16 protein-coding genes and 1 pseudogene are annotated in these 19,453 nt (G+C 72.4%); 13 read left to right on the top strand and 4 right to left on the bottom strand.

The genetic code is table 11. The features are described 5' to 3' along the window. The first annotated feature begins 43 nt into the window (after window positions 1–43). The 7 genes from ACZ4VF_RS03225 to ACZ4VF_RS03195 all read left to right on the top strand — a co-directional run bounded on the left by ACZ4VF_RS03225 (window position 44) and on the right by ACZ4VF_RS03195 (window position 9,371). Window positions 44–1,108 (top strand): polyprenyl synthetase family protein, encoded by a 1,065-nt coding sequence (locus tag ACZ4VF_RS03225; protein WP_467923758.1) that lies wholly within the window; start codon window positions 44–46, stop codon window positions 1,106–1,108. Window positions 1,109–1,224: 116 nt separating this feature from the next. Beyond that, window positions 1,225–3,255 (top strand): squalene--hopene cyclase, encoded by a 2,031-nt coding sequence (gene shc, locus ACZ4VF_RS03220; RefSeq protein WP_467922821.1) that lies wholly within the window; start codon window positions 1,225–1,227, stop codon window positions 3,253–3,255. Beyond that, window positions 3,252–3,893, top strand: a complete 642-nt coding sequence (locus tag ACZ4VF_RS03215) for a phosphorylase family protein (protein WP_467922820.1) — start codon at window positions 3,252–3,254, stop codon at window positions 3,891–3,893. Before shc ends, ACZ4VF_RS03215 begins: the two co-directional genes overlap by 4 nt. Window positions 3,894–3,898: 5 nt before the next feature. Continuing rightward, a complete protein-coding gene (gene hpnH, locus ACZ4VF_RS03210; protein ID WP_356160829.1) occupies window positions 3,899–4,921 on the top strand; it encodes an adenosyl-hopene transferase HpnH in 1,023 nt (340 codons plus the stop codon). A gap of 4 nt (window positions 4,922–4,925) precedes the next feature. Then, window positions 4,926–6,053 (top strand): flavodoxin-dependent (E)-4-hydroxy-3-methylbut-2-enyl-diphosphate synthase, encoded by a 1,128-nt coding sequence (ispG, locus tag ACZ4VF_RS03205; protein ID WP_467922819.1) that lies wholly within the window; start codon window positions 4,926–4,928, stop codon window positions 6,051–6,053. Window positions 6,054–6,090: 37 nt separating this feature from the next. Continuing rightward, window positions 6,091–7,989, top strand: coding sequence for a 1-deoxy-D-xylulose-5-phosphate synthase (dxs, locus tag ACZ4VF_RS03200; protein ID WP_467922817.1), 1,899 nt, complete (start codon window positions 6,091–6,093; stop codon window positions 7,987–7,989). Then, window positions 7,986–9,371 (top strand): aspartate aminotransferase family protein, encoded by a 1,386-nt coding sequence (locus ACZ4VF_RS03195; RefSeq protein ID WP_467922816.1) that lies wholly within the window; start codon window positions 7,986–7,988, stop codon window positions 9,369–9,371. Before dxs ends, ACZ4VF_RS03195 begins: the two co-directional genes overlap by 4 nt. 59 nt (window positions 9,372–9,430) lie before the next feature. Here ACZ4VF_RS03195 and ACZ4VF_RS03190 read toward each other — a convergent pair whose 3' ends face one another. Beyond that, window positions 9,431–9,718, bottom strand: coding sequence for a hypothetical protein (locus ACZ4VF_RS03190; RefSeq protein ID WP_467922815.1), 288 nt, complete (start codon window positions 9,716–9,718; stop codon window positions 9,431–9,433). A 149-nt stretch (window positions 9,719–9,867) separates the two neighbouring features. Between ACZ4VF_RS03190 and ACZ4VF_RS03185 the strand changes: the two genes are divergently transcribed. Together ACZ4VF_RS03185 and ACZ4VF_RS03180 are read left to right on the top strand one after the other, a co-directional pair. After that, the gene (locus ACZ4VF_RS03185; RefSeq protein WP_467922813.1) at window positions 9,868–10,497 is read left to right on the top strand and encodes a helix-turn-helix domain-containing protein; all 630 of its coding nucleotides are present in this window, start codon (window positions 9,868–9,870) and stop codon (window positions 10,495–10,497) included. Beyond that, a complete protein-coding gene (locus ACZ4VF_RS03180) occupies window positions 10,494–10,616 on the top strand; it encodes a DUF6126 family protein (protein ID WP_467922812.1) in 123 nt (40 codons plus the stop codon). The genes ACZ4VF_RS03185 and ACZ4VF_RS03180 overlap by 4 nt, the downstream gene beginning before the upstream one ends. Before the next feature lie 314 nt (window positions 10,617–10,930). Here the strand turns inward: ACZ4VF_RS03180 and ACZ4VF_RS03175 are convergent. Both ACZ4VF_RS03175 and ACZ4VF_RS03170 read right to left on the bottom strand, forming a co-directional pair. Continuing rightward, window positions 10,931–11,047: pseudogene (locus ACZ4VF_RS03175) on the bottom strand (SurA N-terminal domain-containing protein); the annotation flags it as partial. A gap of 518 nt (window positions 11,048–11,565) precedes the next feature. Further along, a complete protein-coding gene (locus tag ACZ4VF_RS03170) occupies window positions 11,566–12,363 on the bottom strand; it encodes a tyrosine-protein phosphatase (RefSeq protein ID WP_467922810.1) in 798 nt (265 codons plus the stop codon). A 172-nt stretch (window positions 12,364–12,535) separates the two neighbouring features. On the opposite strand from ACZ4VF_RS03170, the gene ACZ4VF_RS03165 reads away from it, so the two are divergent. The 3 genes from ACZ4VF_RS03165 to ACZ4VF_RS03155 all read left to right on the top strand — a co-directional run bounded on the left by ACZ4VF_RS03165 (window position 12,536) and on the right by ACZ4VF_RS03155 (window position 16,888). Next, complete coding sequence (locus ACZ4VF_RS03165; RefSeq protein ID WP_467923757.1) at window positions 12,536–14,605, top strand: alpha-galactosidase; 2,070 nt, start codon at window positions 12,536–12,538, stop codon at window positions 14,603–14,605. A 469-nt stretch (window positions 14,606–15,074) separates the two neighbouring features. After that, window positions 15,075–15,953, top strand: coding sequence for a M23 family metallopeptidase (locus ACZ4VF_RS03160; RefSeq protein ID WP_467922808.1), 879 nt, complete (start codon window positions 15,075–15,077; stop codon window positions 15,951–15,953). 149 nt (window positions 15,954–16,102) lie between these two features. Further along, window positions 16,103–16,888 (top strand): SGNH/GDSL hydrolase family protein, encoded by a 786-nt coding sequence (locus tag ACZ4VF_RS03155; RefSeq protein ID WP_467923756.1) that lies wholly within the window; start codon window positions 16,103–16,105, stop codon window positions 16,886–16,888. A gap of 67 nt (window positions 16,889–16,955) precedes the next feature. Here ACZ4VF_RS03155 and ACZ4VF_RS03150 read toward each other — a convergent pair whose 3' ends face one another. Continuing rightward, on the bottom strand, window positions 16,956–17,576 hold the full coding sequence (locus ACZ4VF_RS03150) for a TetR/AcrR family transcriptional regulator (protein ID WP_467922807.1): 621 nt from the start codon (window positions 17,574–17,576) through the stop codon (window positions 16,956–16,958). A 390-nt stretch (window positions 17,577–17,966) separates the two neighbouring features. Between ACZ4VF_RS03150 and ACZ4VF_RS03145 the strand changes: the two genes are divergently transcribed. Further along, window positions 17,967–19,151 (top strand): MBL fold metallo-hydrolase, encoded by a 1,185-nt coding sequence (locus ACZ4VF_RS03145; protein WP_467922806.1) that lies wholly within the window; start codon window positions 17,967–17,969, stop codon window positions 19,149–19,151. Window positions 19,152–19,453 lie beyond the last annotated feature (302 nt).

The raw sequence follows: 19,453 nt of genomic DNA, 5'->3' as shown, positions 1-19,453 counted from the left end.
CCGCACCCCCGGTACCGCAACAAGAGGAGAGACTGTGCCCACTGTGCCCCCGGCCTCGACGCCCGCTCCACGGGCCGCGGTGGACGTGACCGCGCTGCTGGAGCGCGGACGAACCCTGGCCACACCGGTGCTGCGGGCGGCCGTCGACCGCCTGGCGCCTCCCATGGACACCGTCGCCGCCTACCACTTCGGCTGGATCGACGCCGCCGGCAACCCCGCCGACGGCGATGGCGGCAAGGCCGTCCGCCCCGCGCTCGCCGTGCTCTCCGCCGAGGTCACCGGCGCCGCGCCCGAGACGGGCGTCCCGGGCGCGGTCGCCGTCGAACTCGTGCACAACTTCTCGCTGTTGCACGACGACCTGATGGACGGCGACGAGCAGCGCCGACACCGCGACACCGTCTGGAAGGTGCACGGCCCCGCCCAGGCCATCCTGGTCGGGGACGCCCTGTTCGCCCTCGCCAACGAGGTGCTGCTGGAGCTCGGCACGGTCGAGGCAGGCCGCGCCACCCGCCGCCTGACCACCGCCTCCCGCGCCCTGATCGACGGCCAGGCCCAGGACATCTCCTACGAGCACCGCGACCGCGTCAGCGTCGAGGAGTGCCTGGAGATGGAGGGCAACAAGACGGGCGCGCTGCTCGCCTGCGCCTCCTCCATCGGCGCCGTCCTCGGCGGCGCGGACGAGGCCACCGCCGACGCGCTGGAACGATACGGCTACCACCTCGGCCTCGCCTTCCAGGCCGTGGACGACCTGCTCGGCATCTGGGGCGACCCGGACGCCACCGGCAAGCAGACCTGGAGCGACCTGCGCCAGCGCAAGAAGTCCCTGCCCGTGGTGGCCGCGCTCGCGGCCGGCGGCCCCGCCTCCGAGCGGCTCGGGGAGATCCTCGCCGCCGACGCCAAGAGCAGCGACTTCGAGAACTTCTCCGAGGAGGAGTTCGCGAGCCGGGCCGCCCTCATCGAGGAGGCGGGCGGCCGCGACTGGACGGCCGCGGAAGCGCGCCGCCAGCACACCATCGCCATCGAAGCCCTCGACGCCGTCGACATGCCCGACCGGGTGCGGGACTCCTTCACGGCGCTCGCCGACTTCGTCGTCGTACGAAAGAGATGATCACCATTGGCTTGATAAGCCTCGCGTAGTCGCCGGCCGGTGTCGAAGGGATCAGGACACCGGCCGACGGCGGACCCACAGCAGCACGACTCGCACGACTGCACGAAGGGGAAGCCATGACAGCGACGACCGACGGAAGCACCGGGGCGACCTTGCCGTCCCGCGCTGCCGCGGCCAGCGACACCACCCTCACCACCCCCGAGGCGGCCGGGGTACAAGAAGCCGCAGCACACGCCGCTCGGCGCGCCACCGACTTCCTGCTCGCCAGGCAGGACACCCAGGGCTGGTGGAAGGGCGACCTGGAGACCAACGTCACCATGGACGCCGAGGACCTGCTGCTCCGCCAGTTCCTGGGCATCCTCGACGAGGAGACGGCGCAGGCCGCCGCGAAGTTCATCCGCGGCGAGCAGCGCGAGGACGGCACCTGGGCCACCTTCTACGGCGGGCCCGGCGAACTGTCCACCACCATCGAGGCGTACGTCGCGCTGCGCCTGGCCGGCGACGCGCCCGACGCCCCGCACATGGCGCGGGCCTCCGCCTGGATCCGCGAGCGCGGGGGCATCGCGGCGGCCCGGGTCTTCACCCGGATCTGGCTCGCCCTGTTCGGCTGGTGGAAGTGGGAGGACCTGCCCGAACTCCCGCCGGAGCTCATCTACTTCCCCACCTGGTTCCCGCTCAACATCTACAACTTCGGGTGCTGGGCACGGCAGACCATCGTGCCGCTCACCATCGTCTCCGCCAAGCGCCCGGTGCGCCCGGCCCCCTTCGCCCTGGACGAGCTGCACACCGACCCGGCGAACCCGAACCCGCCGCAGCCGCTCGCTCCCGTGGCGAGCTGGGACGGCGTCTTCCAGCGGCTCGACAAGGTGGTCCGCGGCTACCGGAAGGTCGCCGTGCGCAGACTGCGCAGGGCCGCGATGAACTCGGCGGCCCGCTGGATCATCGAGCGGCAGGAGAACGACGGCTGCTGGGGCGGCATCCAGCCCCCGGCCGTGTACTCGGTCATCGCCCTGCACCTGCTCGGCTACGACCTGGAGCACCCGGTGCTGCGCGAGGGCCTCGCCTCGCTGGACCGCTTCGCCGTCTGGCGCGAGGACGGCGCCCGGATGATCGAGGCCTGCCAGTCCCCGGTCTGGGACACCTGCCTGGCCACCATCGCCCTCGTCGACGCCGGTCTGCCGGTGGACCACCCGCAACTGGTCAAGGCGGCCGACTGGATGCTCGGCGAGGAGATCGTCCGGCCCGGCGACTGGTCCGTGCGGCGACCCCAGCTGCCGCCCGGGGGATGGGCGTTCGAGTTCCACAACGACAACTACCCGGACATCGACGACACCGCCGAGGTCGCCCTCGCGCTGCGCCGGGTACGGCACCACGACCCGGAGCGGGTGGACAGGGCGATCGGACGGGGCGTCCGCTGGAACCTCGGCATGCAGTCGAAGAACGGCGCCTGGGGCGCCTTCGACGTCGACAACACCAGCCCCTTCCCCAACCGGCTGCCCTTCTGCGACTTCGGCGAGGTCATCGACCCGCCGTCCGCCGACGTCACCGCGCACGTCGTGGAGATGCTCGCCGCCGAGGGCCTCGCCCACGACCCGCGCACCCGGCGCGGCATCGACTGGCTCCTCGCCGAACAGGAGCCGAACGGCTCGTGGTTCGGCCGCTGGGGCGTCAACTACATCTACGGCACCGGCTCGGTCGTCCCCGCCCTCACCGCGGCCGGACTGCCCGGCTCGCACCCGGCGATCCGGCGGGCCGTGGCCTGGCTGGAGAGCGTCCAGAACGACGACGGCGGCTGGGGCGAGGACCTGCGCTCCTACAAGTACGCCAAGGAGTGGAGCGGCCGGGGCGCCTCCACCGCCTCGCAGACCGCGTGGGCGCTGATGGCGCTGCTCGCGGCGGGCGAGAAGGAGTCCAAGGCCGTCGAGCGAGGCGTCCAGTGGCTGGCCGGGACCCAGCGGGAGGACGGCTCCTGGGACGAGCCGTACTTCACCGGCACCGGCTTCCCCTGGGACTTCTCCATCAACTACCACCTGTACCGGCAGGTGTTCCCGCTCACCGCGCTCGGCCGGTACCTGCACGGGGACCCCTTCGAGCGCAACCTGCTGAGCCGGAAACCGCGCACCGAGGCGGGGGGAAACAGAGCTTGAGCAACCAGCCCGCCCCGGCCCCGCTGCTGATCGCCTGCGCGCTCGGCATCGAGCACCTCGCCCTGCGCACCGGCGATCGCGGCGGTGCCGGCGGGCCGTACACCGTCGTCCGCACGGGCATGGGCCCGAAGGCGGCGGAACGCTCCGTCACCCGGCACCTCGCCGGCCCGGCGGCGGCCGACGCGGCCGTGCTGGCCACCGGCTTCTGTGCCGGGCTCGCCCCCGGCATGCACCCCGGCGACCTGGTCGTCGCCGAGGAGACCCGGGACCCGCGCGGGACCGTCCCGTGCGTGGGCACCGAACTCCTGGTCAAGGAACTCGTGCGGCTGCTGCCCGGCCGCACGGTCCACACCGGCCCGCTCACCGGCTCCGACCACGTGGTCCGGGGCCCGGAGCGGTCCGATCTGCTCGCCACCGGCGCGATCGCGGTCGACATGGAGTCGGCGGCCACTCTGCTGGCCGCCGTCCGCCCGGGCGGCCGTCCGGTCGCGGCCGTCCGCGTGGTCGTGGACGCTCCCGAACACGAACTCGTCCGGATCGGCACGCTGCGCGGTGGAATATCCGCTTTCCGCGTTCTCCGTTCCATCCTTCCCGCATTTTTCGAATGGCACCGTTCTTTGCTGCTCCCTCGGAGGTGAGCCAGATGGCCATGCCGTTGCGCCAGTCCATCAAGGTCGCTACATACCTGGCCGAACAGAAGCTTCGCAAGCGGGACAAGTTCCCGCTCATCGTGGAGCTGGAACCGCTGTTCGCCTGCAATCTGAAGTGCGAGGGCTGCGGCAAGATCCAGCACCCGGCCGGGGTGCTCAAGCAGCGCATGCCCGTCGCCCAGGCGGTGGGCGCGGTGCTGGAGTCCGGTGCGCCGATGGTCTCCATCGCCGGCGGCGAGCCGCTGATGCACCCTCAGATCGACGAGATCGTGCGGCAGCTGGTGGCCAGGAAGAAGTACGTGTTCCTGTGCACCAACGCGATGCTGCTGCGCAAGAAGATGGACAAGTTCACCCCCTCGCCCTACTTCGCCTTCGCCGTGCACATCGACGGGCTGCGTGAGCGGCACGACGAGTCCGTGGCGAAGGAAGGCGTCTTCGACGAGGCGGTGGAGGCCATCAAGGAGGCCAAGCGGCGTGGCTTCCGGGTGACCACCAACTCCACCTTCTTCAACACCGACACCCCGCAGACCATCATCGAGGTGCTCAACTTCCTCAACGACGACCTCAAGGTCGACGAGATGATGATCTCGCCCGCCTACGCCTACGAGAAGGCACCTGACCAGGATCACTTCCTCGGCGTCGAGCAGACCCGCGAGCTGTTCAAGAAGGCCTTCGCGGGCGGCAACCGCAAGAAGTGGCGGCTGAACCACTCCCCGCTCTTCCTGGACTTCCTGGAGGGCAAGGTCGACTTCCCGTGCACCGCGTGGGCGATCCCGAACTACTCGCTCTTCGGCTGGCAGCGCCCCTGCTACCTGATGAGCGACGGGTACGTGCCGACGTACCGGGAGCTGGTCGAGGAGACCGACTGGGACAAGTACGGGCGCGGCAAGGACCCGCGCTGCGACAACTGCATGGCGCACTGCGGCTACGAGCCCACCGCCGTCCTCGCCACCATGGGCTCCCTGAAGGAGTCCCTGCGGGCCATGCGCGAGACCGTCTCCGGAAACCGGGAGTGACGCGGTGACCGCCGTCCCCTTGGGCGTTCCCGAGGTACCGGCCCGTCCGGTCGCGCCGCGGCGGGTGTCGCGGCAGATCCAGGTCGGGCCGGTGGCGGTCGGGGGCGGGGCCCCGGTGTCCGTGCAGTCGATGACGACGACGCGTACGTCGGACATCGGCGCCACCTTGCAGCAGATCGCGGAACTGACCGCGTCCGGCTGCCAGATCGTCCGCGTCGCCTGCCCCACCCAGGACGACGCGGACGCCCTCGCGACCATCGCGCGCAAGTCGCAGATCCCGGTGATCGCGGACATCCACTTCCAGCCCAAGTACGTCTTCGCGGCCATCGAGGCCGGCTGCGCCGCGGTCCGCGTGAACCCCGGCAACATCAAGCAGTTCGACGACAAGGTCAAGGAGATCGCCAGGGCCGCCAAGGACCACGGCACCCCGATCCGCATCGGCGTCAACGCCGGCTCACTGGACCGCCGGCTGCTCCGGAAGTACGGCAAGGCCACCCCGGAGGCGCTGGTCGAGTCCGCGCTGTGGGAGGCGTCGCTGTTCGAGGAGCACGACTTCCGGGACATCAAGATCTCCGTCAAGCACAACGACCCGGTCGTGATGATCGAGGCCTACCGCCGGCTCGCCGAGCAGTGCGACTACCCCCTCCACCTGGGCGTCACGGAGGCCGGCCCCGCCTTCCAGGGCACGATCAAGTCGGCGGTCGCCTTCGGCGCCCTGCTCTCCCAGGGCATCGGCGACACCATCCGCGTCTCGCTGAGCGCGCCGCCCGCCGAGGAGGTCAAGGTCGGCATCCGGATCCTGGAGTCGCTGGGGCTGCGGCAGCGGCGCCTGGAGATCGTCTCCTGCCCGTCCTGCGGCCGGGCCCAGGTCGACGTCTACAAGCTCGCCGAGGAGGTCACCGCGGGCCTGGACGGCATGGAGGTACCGCTCAGGGTCGCGGTGATGGGGTGCGTGGTCAACGGTCCGGGCGAGGCCCGCGAGGCCGACCTCGGCGTCGCCTCCGGCAACGGCAAGGGCCAGATCTTCGTCAAGGGCGAGGTCGTCAAGACCGTCCCCGAGTCCGAGATCGTGGAGACCCTCATCGAGGAGGCCATGAAGATCGCCGAGCGGACGACCCCCGCAGACAGTTGAGTTGAGGCAGAGGCACGGACCGAGAGGGGGCCCGAGCGTGACCATTCTGGAGAACATCCGGGGACCACGCGACCTGAAGGCGCTGTCCGAGGCGGAACTCGGCGAACTGTCCGAGGAGATACGTGAGTTCCTGGTGCACGCGGTGTCGAGGACCGGCGGCCACCTCGGCCCGAACCTGGGCGTGGTGGAACTGACCGTCGCCCTGCACCGGGTCTTCGAGTCGCCGGTCGACCGCATCCTGTGGGACACCGGCCACCAGAGCTATGTGCACAAACTGCTGACCGGCCGTCAGGACTTCTCGAAACTGCGCGGCAAGGGCGGACTGTCCGGCTACCCCTCGCGCGAGGAGTCCGAGCACGACGTCATCGAGAACAGCCACGCCTCCACCGCGCTCGGCTGGGCCGACGGCCTCGCCAAGGCCCGCCAGGTACAGGGCGGGAAGGGCCATGTGGTCGCGGTCATCGGCGACGGCGCGCTGACCGGCGGCATGGCCTGGGAGGCGCTCAACAACATCGCCGCGGCCCGGGACCGGCCGCTGATCATCGTGGTCAACGACAACGAGCGTTCCTACGCGCCCACGATCGGCGGCCTCGCCAACCACCTGGCCACGCTGCGCACCACCGACGGTTACGAGAAGGTCCTCGCCTGGGGCAAGGAGGTCCTCCAGCGCACCCCGGTCGTCGGCGGCACCCTCTACGAGTCCCTGCACGGCGCCAAGAAGGGTTTCAAGGACGCCTTCGCGCCGCAGGGCATGTTCGAGGACCTGGGCCTGAAGTACCTCGGCCCGATCGACGGCCACGACATCAAGGCCGTCGAGTCCGCGCTGCGCCGCGCGAAGCGCTTCCACGGCCCCGTGCTGGTCCACTGCCTCACCGAGAAGGGCCGCGGCTACGAGCCCGCCCTCGCGCACGAGGAGGACCACTTCCACAGCGTCGGCGTGATGGACCCGCTCACCTGCGAGCCGCTCACGCCGTCCAGCGGCCCGTCCTGGACGTCGGTGTTCGGTGACGAGATCGTGCGGATCGGCGAGGAGCGCGAGGACGTCGTGGCGATCACGGCGGCCATGCTGCACCCGGTCGGGCTGGGGAAGTTCGCCGAGCGCTTCCCGGACCGGGTGTGGGACGTGGGCATCGCCGAACAGCACGCGGCCGTCTCCGCTGCGGGCCTGGCCACCGGTGGCCTGCACCCGGTCGTCGCCGTCTACGCCACCTTCCTCAACCGGGCCTTCGACCAGCTGCTGATGGACGTCGCCCTGCACCGCTGCGGGGTCACCTTCGTCCTGGACCGGGCCGGCGTCACCGGTACCGACGGAGCCTCCCACAACGGCATGTGGGACATGTCCGTCCTCCAGGTCGTCCCCGGCCTGAGGATCGCCGCCCCGCGCGACGCCGGCCAACTGCGCGCCCAGCTGCGCGAGGCCGTCGCCGTGGACGACGCGCCCACCCTGGTCCGCTTCCCGAAGGAGACCGCCGGCCCGCGGGTCCCGGCCGTCGACCGGGTCGGCGGCATGGACGTCCTGCACCGCGCCGAACACCCCGAGGTGCTGCTGGTGGCCGTCGGCGTCATGGCCTCGGTGTGCCTCCAGGCCGCCGAACTGCTCCAGGCCCGCGGGATCGGCTGCACGGTGGTCGACCCGCGCTGGGTCAAGCCCGTCGACCCCGAGCTGCCCGGTCTGGCGGCCGGACACCGGCTGGTGGCCGTGGTGGAGGACAACAGCCGCGCCGCGGGGGTCGGTTCGGCCGTCGCCCTGGCCCTCGGTGACGCCGACGTGGACGTGCCGGTGCGGCGGTTCGGCATACCGGAGCAGTTCCTGCCGCACGCCAAGCGCAGCGAGGTGCTGGCCGACATCGGCCTCACGCCCGTCGAGATCGCCGGGCGGATCAGCGCGAGCCTGGCCGTCAAGGACGTCGACGGCACAGCCAAGGAGAGTGAATGACCACCGAGTTCGACCTCGGCGCCCTGCTCGCCGAGCGCGGAGCCGAACGCTACGAGCTGCACGCCAGGCACCTCAACCCGCAGCTCCCGCGCATGCTGCACACCATCGGCTTCGACAAGGTCTACGAACGTGCCGAGGGAGCCCACTTCTTCGACGCGGACGGCAACGACTACCTGGACATGCTCGCCGGGTTCGGAGTGATGGGCCTGGGCCGCCACCACCCGGTCGTCCGCAAGGCGCTGCACGACGTGCTGGACCTGGACCTGGCCGACCTCACCCGCTTCGACTGCCAGCCGCTGCCCGGCCTGCTCGCCGAGCGGCTGCTGGCCCACAGCCCGCACCTGGACCGGGTGTTCTTCGGCAACAGCGGCACCGAGGCGGTGGAGACGGCCCTGAAGTTCGCCCGGTACGCAACCGGCAAGCCTCGTGTCCTCTACTGCGACCACGCCTTCCACGGGCTGACCACCGGCTCGCTGTCGGTCAACGGCGAGCGCGGCTTCCGGGACGGCTTCGCCCCGCTGCTGCCCGACACCGCCGTACCGCTCGGCGATCTCGACGCCCTGGCACGGGAGTTGGCGAAGGGCGACGTGGCCGCGCTGATCGTGGAGCCGATCCAGGGCAAGGGCGTGCACGAGGCGCCGCCCGGCTATCTGCGGGCCGCGCAGGAGCTGCTGCACAAGCACAAGGCGCTGCTCATCGCCGACGAGGTGCAGACCGGCCTCGGCCGTACCGGCGACTTCTACGCCTACCAGCACGAGGACGGCGTCGAGCCGGACCTGGTGTGCGTGGCCAAGGCCCTGTCCGGTGGCTACGTGCCCGTCGGCGCCACCCTCGGCAAGGAGTGGATCTTCAAGAAGGTCTACTCGTCCATGGACCGCGTGCTGGTGCACTCGGCGAGCTTCGGGTCCAACGCCCAGGCGATGGCGTGCGGCCTCGCCGTGCTGTCGGTCATGGAGAACGAGCAGATCGTCGCCGGCGTGCGCCGCACGGGCGAGCGGCTGAAGTCCCGGCTGGCCGCGCTGATCGACAGGTACGAACTGCTCGCCGACGTCCGCGGCCGGGGCCTGATGATCGGCATCGAGTTCGGCAGGCCCTCCTCGCTGAAGCTGCGCGGCCGCTGGACGATGCTCCAGGCCGCGCGCAAGGGCCTGTTCGCTCAGATGGTCGTCGTACCGCTGCTGCAGAAGCACCGGATCCTCACCCAGGTCTCCGGCGACCACCTGGAAGTGATCAAGCTGATCCCGCCGCTGGTCGTCGACGAGGCCGACGTCGACCGGTTCGTGGACGCCTTCACCGCGGTGATGGACGACGCGCACAGCGGCGGCGGCCTGATGTGGGACTTCGGCAAGACCCTGATCAAGCAGGCGGTGGCGAACCGCTGAGAGCCGGTGCCCAGGGCCTGTCCGGCCGTTCCCGTCCGCCGCGAACCGTCAGACGGGCCCTAGGGCGCCAGGAGGAACACGAGAGGGAAGAACAGCCCGATCGCGCCCAGGACGGTTCCCGTCACGGCGGTCCACATCCGGCCGATGCCGCGGTGGGCGTAATGGAGGCCCATCAGTCCGAACGTGACGGCGAGCCCTCCGGCGAGGAACATCACCGGAAGCAGCATGAGCGTGGGCCACATGCAGGCGGCGGCCATGACGCCCAGTACGAGCGCGGTCGGGCCGAGGGCCCCGGCGGGTGAGTCGGCGGGCGTGTGGGCTCGGTCGGGCGTGGTGTGCGCAGGCATGGGATCCCCCGTGGTTTGAACGTGTTCAAATCCTCGGCTTGATCGTAACAGGGGCGGAGAAGGGCCGGCGGCTCGCCACCCGTGCGGACCGTATTTGCCTGCCAGGCAAAAAAATTGCCCGAGAGGTAAGGATCGGGCTCAATGGAGGCATGAACGCCTCAGACGCCGGGCCGCCGGCGGATCCGGCCCCGGACGAGGGCCTGCCCGCCGTCGCGCCGCAGCTGCGCGCCCTGCGGCGGCGCGCCGGCCTCACCCTGGAGGCGGCGGCCCGTGCCGCCGGGCTCTCCGCGGCCCATCTGTCCCGCCTGGAGACCGGACAGCGCCAGCCCTCGCTGCCGATGCTCCTGGCGCTCGCCCGTATCTACGGTACGACCGTCTCCGAGCTGCTCGGCGAGACGGTCGCCGACCGGGACGCGATCGTACGGGCCGCCGACATGGAGCCGACCCGGGCGGGCGGCTGGACGTACCTCCAGGCCGGGGCGCCCGGCCGTGGCATGCAGGCCCTCAGGGTGCGGGTGCCGTACGGCTCGCAGGGCGACATCGTGCGCGTCCACCCCGGCGAGGAGTGGCTGTACGTCCTCAAGGGGCGGCTCCGGCTGCGGCTCGGCGACACCGCCCACCTGCTCGGCCCCGGGGACAGCGCGCACTTCGACTCGCTCACCCCGCACCGCCTCGCCGCCGAGGACCACGACGGCGTGGAACTGCTGTTCGTCCACACCCTGCTGCAGAGCCCCACGGCCGCACTGTGCCTGGGCCCGCTGACCGGAGAGCCGTCATGAGCGACTACGAGACCAAGTTCCCGCGTTCCCTGTGGATCCGGCTGATCATCTACATCGCGCTCGGGCACGTCCTGGCCGCGTTCCTCTACCTGCTGTTCGCGGTGGGCGGCAAGGGCTGACACGGCGCACCGCGTGGCAGGACGCGCGGATCTCCGGGCCGCCCGACCCGGTCACCGCCCGCCCGCCGCTGGCCCCGCCCCGCACGGCCGACAGGCCGCGCGAGCTGGCCGGCGACGGGGTCGCCGGGTTCATGCCGCCGCCGCTGCCGGACGCGGCCTGGGTCCTGGGTTCTGGGCGCCATGACGAGCGCGGCCGGCTCCCGGCCGACGTGACGTACGACGACCACCACCGGATCCGGGCGGCGGGGGGCGGGCGCGGACGGGGGGCCGCCGGCGGGACCGACCTGTCCGGCGTGGCGACGGCGACCGGCGCGCCGCGTCTCGTCCGGCACCGGGACCCGCTGGGCCCGGCGGACCTCCTCGACCCGGTTCTCCAGCTGGGCGACGGTGATCCGCTGCCCGCCGACGACGGCCGCGGCGCCCGGATGCGCGCCGGTCCGGGCCGGGCACCCCGGCCCCGGCCGGCGGCTGCGCCGGGCGGAACTCGCCGCACGGACCGGCGACCCGCTGGTGCCCGAGGGGCTGCTGCCGCCGTACCGGTGCCTGGCGTCGGCCAGGAGGGACGGCAGCCGGCCGCTGCGCATCGCGCCGCCCACCGAGGGCGGCCCGGACCGGGGGACCTGGAACCGGCTGACCGGCGCCGCCGAACACGGCCCGCAGGGTCCGGACACCCGCTGCCCGGCCTGCTACGGCCCGCTGATGCCGAGGGAGCTGAGGGCCCCGGACTTCGGCGACCCGCATGTACCGAACGGGACTTCAGCCCGTCCAACCGCGGGGCCGAGGACCGCTCCTCGGCCCTGTGCACCGACTACGACCTGTGGGCCACCAAGGTGCCGGGCCCCGCCGCGCCGTCGAGGCCCTGCTGCGGGACGCCGGGATCGAGACCGTGCGCCTGCCCTGGGCGTCCTGACACCGCGCGGGCGCAGGAGGGTGAACCGCCCTCGTCCCGTCAGTCCAGCAGGCGTGCGCGCAGGCGCTCGCGGGAGTCGGGGGACAGGCCCAGGCCCCGGGCCAGGTAGGTGTCGGTGTCGCCCCAGGTGTCCTCGATGCTCGTGAAGGCCGCCTCCAGGTACTCGGCGCGCGCGTCGAAGAGCGGATTGAGCAGCTCCATCACCTCGGGGGTGTACGCGGTGTCCGCGCTGCCGCTGCGCCGGACCTTGTAGCGGCGGTGCTTGGCGGCCGACTCCAGGTAGTCGGCGATGATCGCGTCCCGTTCCACGCCCAGGGCGAGAAGCGTCACCGCTATCGAGATGCCCGCCCGGTCCTTCCCGGCGGCGCAGTGCATCAGCGCGGGCACGCTGTCCTCGGCGAGCGCGTGCAGCACCCGGGAGTGCTCGGCGGTGCGCTCGGTGACGATCTTCCGGTAGGAGGCGATCATGCGGGCCGCCCCCTTGCCGTCGTCCAGGATCGCGCGCAGTTGGTCGAGGTCGCCGTCGCGGACCATCTGCCAGAACTCGGCGCCGTCCGCCGGGTCGCTCAGCGGGAGGTTCACGTTCCGCACGCCGGGCAGCTCGACGTCGGGCCCCTCCAGCTTCTGGTCGGCCGCGTTGCGGAAGTCGAAGATCGTGTGCAGGCCGAGGGAGGCGAGGAAGGCCGCGTCCTCGCCGGTCGCGTGCGCCAGGTGCCCGCTGCGGAACAGGACGCCGTACCGCACCCGCCGCCCGTCCGTGGTCGGCAGGCCGCCCACGTCACGGAAATTGCGCACTCCGGCCAGCTCCGGCTCGGTCGACGGGACCTGCTGCGTCACGGGGGCTCCTCCCGGTCGTTCCCCGCCGTCGCGGCTCGTCGGCGGGCGCCTGTGACGACCATACGGCATCGATTTCCTTGGGCAATGAGTTGTCCACAGGCATGGACACCGGGTCGGCGGCCCTTGATGATGTTGGCACTTGCGCGGATCTGTTGGCACCTGTGAGGTCTCGATGGTGGACATCGCCGAAGACGGTCGTACCTGGCTCCTGTCGGGCCCTTACAGCAGCTACGCCGTACATCTCACCGACGCGGACGAACTGCTCCACCTCCACTGGGGCCCGCGGATCGCCCTCCCCGACGCCGAGGCCCTCGCCGAGCGCCCCCTGCCCGACCGGCCCTTCGAGTCCCCCCTCGACGGCCGCGAGGAGTATCCGGTCGAGGGCGGCCCCCGCTTCGTCCGCCCCGCCCTGTCCGTCCGCACCGAGGAGCGGCGCGGCACCGAGTGGCGCTTCGTGTCGTACGACACCGAGGGCGGTGCACTGCGGCTGCGCTTCGACGACGACGGTGTGGGGACGACGCTGCACTACCGGATGCGCGGCGACGTCGTCGAGCGCTGGGTGACCGTCGAGAACGGCGGCCACACGCGTGTGGAGCTGCTGCGGGCCGACGCGGCCACCTGGACCCTCCCCGACCGCGAGGGATGGCGGCTGTCCCAGCTGCACGGCCGCTGGGCCGCCGAGTCCCGGCTCACCACCGCGCCCCTCACCTACGGCGAGAAGGTCATCGGCAGCCGCCGCGGCCACACCGGACACCAGCACCTGCCCTGGGTCGCCCTCGACACCGACGCCACCGAGGAGCGTGGCGAGGTCTACGGCTGCGCGCTCGGCTGGTCCGGTTCGTGGCGCATCGCCGTCGCCCAGCTCCCGGACGCGCGCGTGCAGATCACCGGCGGCGCAGGCTACGACGACTCGGGCCTGCTGCTCCTCGCGCCCGGGGAGTCGTACACCACCCCCGTCTTCGCGGGCCTGTGGAGCGACGGCGGTTTCGGCGGCGCGAGCCGCGCCTGGCACGCCTACCAGCGCGCGTACGTCATCCCGGAGGCCGAGCGGGACCGGCCCGTGCTGTTCAACTCCTGGGAGGCGACGTTCTTCGACATCTCCGAGGAACAGCAGCTCGCCCTCGCCCGCCGGGCCGCCGAGATCGGCGTCGAGCTGTTCGTGGTGGACGACGGCTGGTTCGGCGCCCGCACCAGCGACCGCGCCGGCCTCGGCGACTGGACGCCCAACCCGGACCGCTTCCCGCACGGCCTGCGGCCCCTCGCCGACCAGGTGCACGGCCTGGGCATGCGGTTCGGCATCTGGGTGGAGCCCGAGATGGTCAACCCGGACAGCGACCTGTACCGCGCCCACCCCGACTGGGTGCAGTACCAACCGGGGCGAAAGCGTACGGAGCTGCGCCATCAGCTCGTGCTCAACCTCGCGCGCGAGGACGTCCGGGAGTACCTCTGGGAGCAGCTGGACGCCCTGCTCGCCGGCGCCCCGATCGACTACGTGAAGTGGGACTTCAACCGCTGCTTCACCGACGCCGGCTGGCCGGGCGAGCCGTACCCGCAGCGCCTGTGGGTGGACCACGTCCGCGGCCTGTACGCCCTGCTGGACCGGCTGCGCGCGGCTCACCCCCGGGTCGCCTTCGAGTCCTGCTCGGGCGGCGGCGGCCGGATCGACCTGGGGGTGCTGAGCCGCACCGACCAGGTGTGGACCTCCGACAACACCGACCCGCTGGACCGGCTCGCCATCCAGCACGGCTTCACCCACATCCACCCCGCGCGCGTCATGGCGGCCTGGGTCACGGACAGCCCCAACACCCAGCTCAACGGCCGGGTCAGCTCGCTGCGCTTCCGGTTCGTCAGCGCCATGGCCGGCGTGCTCGGGGTCGGCGGCGACCTGACGCGGTGGACCGCGGAGGAGCTGACCGAGGCCCGCCGCTGGGTGGAGCTGTACAAGGAGATCCGCCCGGTCGTGCAGCACGGCGAGCTGTACCGGCTGCGGCCCCCGACGGGCGGCCTGAGCGCCGTCCAGTACCTCCGGGGCGGGGAGGCCGTCGTCCTCGCCTGGCTGCAGGCCCAGAGCCACGGCGAGCCGGTGCCGGCGGTGCGGCTGCGCGGACTCGACCCGACGGCGTCGTACGCATGCCGTGAAACGGGCGAAGTGCATCGAGGTGCCGTCCTGCTGCACCACGGACTGCGCACCGGCCTCAAGGGTGACCTGGATGCGACGGTGATCCGCCTTCGCCGCATCTGACCCTTCTCTCCTTTATCGGGCTCTTCTTTCCTATTCGCCGTGGAGGAAGGGCCCCTGGGGGGACGCGGCGTGAGGAGTGTCATAGCCGTGACCGAGCGTTGCCGGTCATGTCCACGTAATGCCCGGACGGAAAAGGGAAACCGAAAAGCCGACGACGCCGGAATTCACGCTGGGTGACCGCGAATTCCGGCAGTGGATCACCCCGGACGGGAACAGCGGGAAGCGGCTGCTTGTTCCGCCGCGTCCCGCTCGCCTACGTTCCGAACCCATCCGGACGGAACGCCTGATCCTGCCGCCGCCCGGAGTCCCCACACATGACCCGCGTCGGCAGGAGCGGGGGACCCACCGGGTACGACTGCCCGTCCCGGTCTCCGCGACCGGCCAGGGGTGCTGCCGTGCCGCACACGGCCCGGCGGCTCCAGCCCGCCCCCGGCAGCCGACCCCGCAGGCGCCGGAGAGGAATCGCGCCATGCCCGCCAAGGGTAAGCACCGACGCCCCAGGACCCCGCGTCTTTCCCGCTCCCTCGCCGTCGCCGGAACCGGCGGAGCCGCCCTGGCCCTCCCGCTCGTCGGGACCACCGGAGCGCACGCCGCGACCCCCGCGCACCCCGTGTCCGGAACGGCCGTGCGGTCCCTTCCGGACACCGCGCGGCAGAGCGCCGCCCCGCAGGACGCGGGCGTGCGCACCTACACCGTGCGCGGCGGCGACTGCCTCTCGAAGATCGCCGAGGACCAGCGGGTCGGCGGCGGCTGGCAGCGGCTGTACGACGACAACCGGCAGGCCATCGGTGCCGACCCGGCGCTCATCCACCCAGGCCTGAAACTCACCCTCGGCGCGGAGGCCGCGCCGGCCCGCACCGAGTCCGCCGCCCCGAAGCCGTCCCGGCCCGCCCCCGCCTCGCAGGCCTCCGGTTCCGGCGCCCCGCAGGCCGCCTCCGCCGACCACGTCCTGCCGGTGGCCGGCGCCACCATCGGCACCGGCTACCACGTCGCCGGCAGCATGTGGTCCAGCGGCCACCACACCGGCGTCGACTTCGTCGTCCCCGCCGGCACCCCCCTCAAGGCGGTCGCCGCGGGCACCGTCGTCTCCGCCGGCTGGGGCGGCGCGTACGGCAACCAGGTCGTCCTCAGGCTGAACGACGGCCACTACGCCCAGTACGCCCACCTCTCGCAGCTCTCCGTCTCGGCCGGCCAGACCGTGACCGCGGGAGAGCGGGTCGGGCTGTCCGGCGCCACCGGCAACGTCACCGGACCGCACCTGCACTTCGAGATCCGCACCACGCCCGACTACGGCTCGGACGTGGATCCGGTCGCCTACCTCCGCGCGCACGGAGTCGCCGTCGGCTGACACCCGCCCTGCCTATTCCTGGATTGGCAAATTATTTAAGGGTGTCTCATCTCACCGTTCGTCAACCCCGCCCTACGGTCGCGTAGGTCACATCGGAAGGTGAATCATGGTCCGACGTGGCAGACGATTCGAAGAATGACGACACATCAGTGATCGGGTCGTACGTGGCGGTGGGGGACAGCTTCACCGAGGGCGTCGGCGACCCCGGGCCCGACGGGGCGTTCGTAGGCTGGGCCGACCGCTTCGCGGTGCTGCTCGCCGACCGGCGCCCCGAGGGCGACTTCCAGTACACCAACCTCGCCGTGCGGGGGAAGCTGCTGGACCAGATCGTGGCCGACCAGCTCCCGAAGGCCGTCGAACTGGCCCCGGACCTGGTCTCCTTCTGCGCGGGGGGCAACGACATCATCCGCCCCGGCACCGACCCGGACGAGGTGGCCGAACGCTTCGAACGCGCCGTGTCCCGGCTGACCGAGGCCGTCGGCACGGTGATGGTGACGACCGGCTTCGACACCCGGGGCGTCCCGGTGCTCAAGCACCTGCGCGGCAAGATCGCCACCTACAACGGACACGTCCGGGCCATCGCCGACCGGTACGGCTGCCCCGTCCTCGACCTGTGGTCCCTGAAGTCCGTGCAGGACCGCAGGGCCTGGGACAGCGACCGGCTGCACCTGTCGCCCGAGGGCCACACGCGCGTGGCGCTGCGCGCCGGGCAGGTCCTCGGTCTGGAGGTACCGGCCGACCCGGAGCAGCCGTGGCCGCCGCTGCCGCCCCGGGGCACCCTGGACGTCCGCCGCGACGACGTCCAGTGGGCCCGCGAGTTCCTCGTCCCCTGGATCGGACGCCGGCTGCGCGGCGAGTCCTCGGGGGACCACGTGACCGCCAAGGGCACGCTGTCCCCGGACGACATCAAGATGCGCATCGCCTCCGTGGCCTGACACCGCCGCCTGCGGCCCCCGTCCGCGCCGCCCGCCTGCGCGGTCCGGGGCGCGGGCGTGCGTGCGCTCACCGCTCCCGGTCGGTCAACGCCTCGCGCTCCAGGCCCAGTTCCCGGGCGAGGGCCTCGTCCACCCACTCCTGCGCCCGGGACCGGGCCACCCCGCCCGGGTACGACGTCAGCTGCACCGCCAGGCCGTCCAGCAGCGCGGTCAGCCGCAACGCCGTACCGGCCGGGTCGGCGCACGCGAACTCACCGGCCGCGACGCCCTCGGCGATGACCTCGGAGATGGCCGCCTTCCACTGTTTGTCCAGCTCCCGGGTGACCTCCCGCAGCGCGGGCTCGCGCAGGGCGACGGCCCAGCCCTCGATCCACAGCCGCCAGCCCTTGGCCTGCCCGGTCGGCGCGTACCAGCGCACCGCGGCCCGCAGCCGGCGCAGCGCGGTGGTCCGCCGGCCCACCACCTTGCGCAGGTGCGCGAGGTCGTCCTCGGCCGCGTACGCGAACGCGGCGGCGACCAGCTTCTCCTTGGTCGAGAAGTGGTACAGCACCAGCGCGTTGCTCACCCCGAGCGACGCGGCCACGTCGGCGATCCGCACCGCCGCCACGCCCCGCGCCTCGATCTGCTCGATGGCTGCCCGCAGCAGCTCCTCCCGCCGCTCCGCCACGCTCAACCGCACTCTCGCCACGCGCTCACCCTAGTCGTAGTCGATCGCATGCGAGCGGTACCGATCAGAAGCGGTCCGTCACCGTTATACGTCGAAGCGTTCCGCGACCACCGCCGCCTGGTCGCGGACCAGGTCGTGCACGGCCGGCGGCGCCCCGCCCCCGCGGACACCCGGGATCCGCCCGGCAGTTCACGACCGCCCGGGCACCGCACCGCGAGGCCGGCGGCGTCGTGGCCGCGCCGTGGACTTCGGGCCGTCGGGCGGACACCACGGCCCGCGGCCGGCCGGCGGCGCGGGCCGGACACGGCCCGGGGTGCGGAGTGCGCAGGCCGGTCGCGGGGGGCCGACCGCCCGGACCGTAGCGGGGGCCGACCATAATGGAGGCCCTCACCCACTCCACCGGGAGGTACCGTGACCGGTCTGCGTTCTCCGAGCACCGGACTCCGCGCGCTGCGGCCTGCTGCCTTCGGCGCGGACCCCGGCGGTGAGCGCCTGGCACGCATGCGCCGCTCCCCGCACTTCCAGGACGGCGTCTTCCAGAACCCCGGTGGCCCGGCCCGCACCCGGCCGTCCGGTTCCACGATGGACCTCGCCAAGGTCTTCCTGGACAAGGACACCCGCCCGCTGCGCGCCCCCCAGGGCACCGTCCCGGTCCACCCCACGACCTTCGCCGACCTGGCCAAGCCACCCGCGACGGGACTGCGGCTGACCTGGATGGGCCACTCCAGCGTGCTCGCCGAGATCGACGGCCACCGGGTGCTGTTCGACCCGGTCTGGGGCGAGCGCTGCTCCCCGTTCCCGTTCGCCGGGCCCAAGCGGCTGCACCCGGTGCCGCTGCCGCTGGCCGCGCTCGGCCCCGTCGACGTCGTCGTGATCTCGCACGACCACTACGACCACCTCGACCTGCCCAGCATCAAGGCGCTGGCGGGGACGGACACCCTGTTCGCCGTCCCGCTCGGCGTCGGCGCCCACCTGGAGCACTGGGGCGTCTCCCCGGACCGGCTGCGCGAACTCGACTGGCACGAGTCCACCCGGATCGGCGGGCTCACCCTCACCGCCACCCCGGCCCGCCACTTCTGCGGCCGCGGGCTCCGCAACACCCAGCACACGCTCTGGGCGTCCTGGGCCGTCGCCGGCGATGAACACCGCGTCTACCACAGCGGCGACACCGGCTATTTCGACGGCTTCACGGACATCGGGGCCGTACACGGCCCGTTCGACGCCACGATGATCCAGATCGGCGCGTACAGCGAGTTCTGGCCCGACATCCACATGACCCCCGAGGAGGGCCTGCGCGCCCACCTCGACCTGCAGGGCGGAGCGCCGCACGGCGTGCTGCTCCCGATCCACTGGGGCACCTTCAACCTCGCACCGCACCCGTGGGCCGAGCCGGGGGAGTGGACCAAGGAGGCCGCCGAGGAGGCCGGCCAGGCCGTGGCCCTGCCCCGGCCGGGGGAGCCCTTCGAACCGGCGGGCAAGCTGCCGGCCGAGGCGTGGTGGCGGGGCGTGTCCGGGGAGGTCCGGCGCACCTGGCGCTCGGTCGGGGCCTTCGTCGCGGAGCCGCCCACGCGCGGCACGGGCGGTCACGCGCACTGAGCGCCGGCCCGCACTGAAGCCAAGGCCAGAGTGAGCACGCTGAGTGATGGCCGTGCGTGCGGGGGGACCGGAGGAGGGGAGCCCGGGAGCCGGTCGCGAGGGGGTCGCCCGCGCGGGAACGGGCCTCTCGGCGGGGCACCCGCGGCGCAGGGAGCGATCGGTCCGCCGTTCCGTTGGCGACCGGTTCTGACCAGGTCGGACCGGACCGCTCCGGGGTGCGATCGTACGTCGCACAGCGGTCATCGGACCTGCGTGCGACACCTCATACCAGAGCGGGACGCTGCTCGGGGGACTTTGTCAAC

The organism is Streptomyces sp. NPDC029151, assembly GCF_055564315.1.
This window is presented reverse-complemented; position numbering and strand designations above follow the sequence as displayed.

Bases quoted from the DNA above. Each gene is read 5' to 3' on its own strand.
- shc (WP_467922821.1), top strand. From the start codon at position 1,225: ATGACAGCGACGACCGACGGAAGCACCGGGGCGACCTTGCCGTCCCGC.
- ACZ4VF_RS03160 (WP_467922808.1), top strand. From the start codon at position 15,075: ATGCCCGCCAAGGGTAAGCACCGACGCCCCAGGACCCCGCGTCTTTCC.
- ACZ4VF_RS03165 (WP_467923757.1), top strand. From the start codon at position 12,536: ATGGTGGACATCGCCGAAGACGGTCGTACCTGGCTCCTGTCGGGCCCT.
- hpnH (WP_356160829.1), top strand. From the start codon at position 3,899: ATGGCCATGCCGTTGCGCCAGTCCATCAAGGTCGCTACATACCTGGCC.
- ACZ4VF_RS03180 (WP_467922812.1), top strand. From the start codon at position 10,494: ATGAGCGACTACGAGACCAAGTTCCCGCGTTCCCTGTGGATCCGGCTG.
- ACZ4VF_RS03190 (WP_467922815.1), bottom strand. From the start codon at position 9,718: ATGCCTGCGCACACCACGCCCGACCGAGCCCACACGCCCGCCGACTCA.
- ACZ4VF_RS03185 (WP_467922813.1), top strand. From the start codon at position 9,868: ATGAACGCCTCAGACGCCGGGCCGCCGGCGGATCCGGCCCCGGACGAG.
- ACZ4VF_RS03195 (WP_467922816.1), top strand. From the start codon at position 7,986: ATGACCACCGAGTTCGACCTCGGCGCCCTGCTCGCCGAGCGCGGAGCC.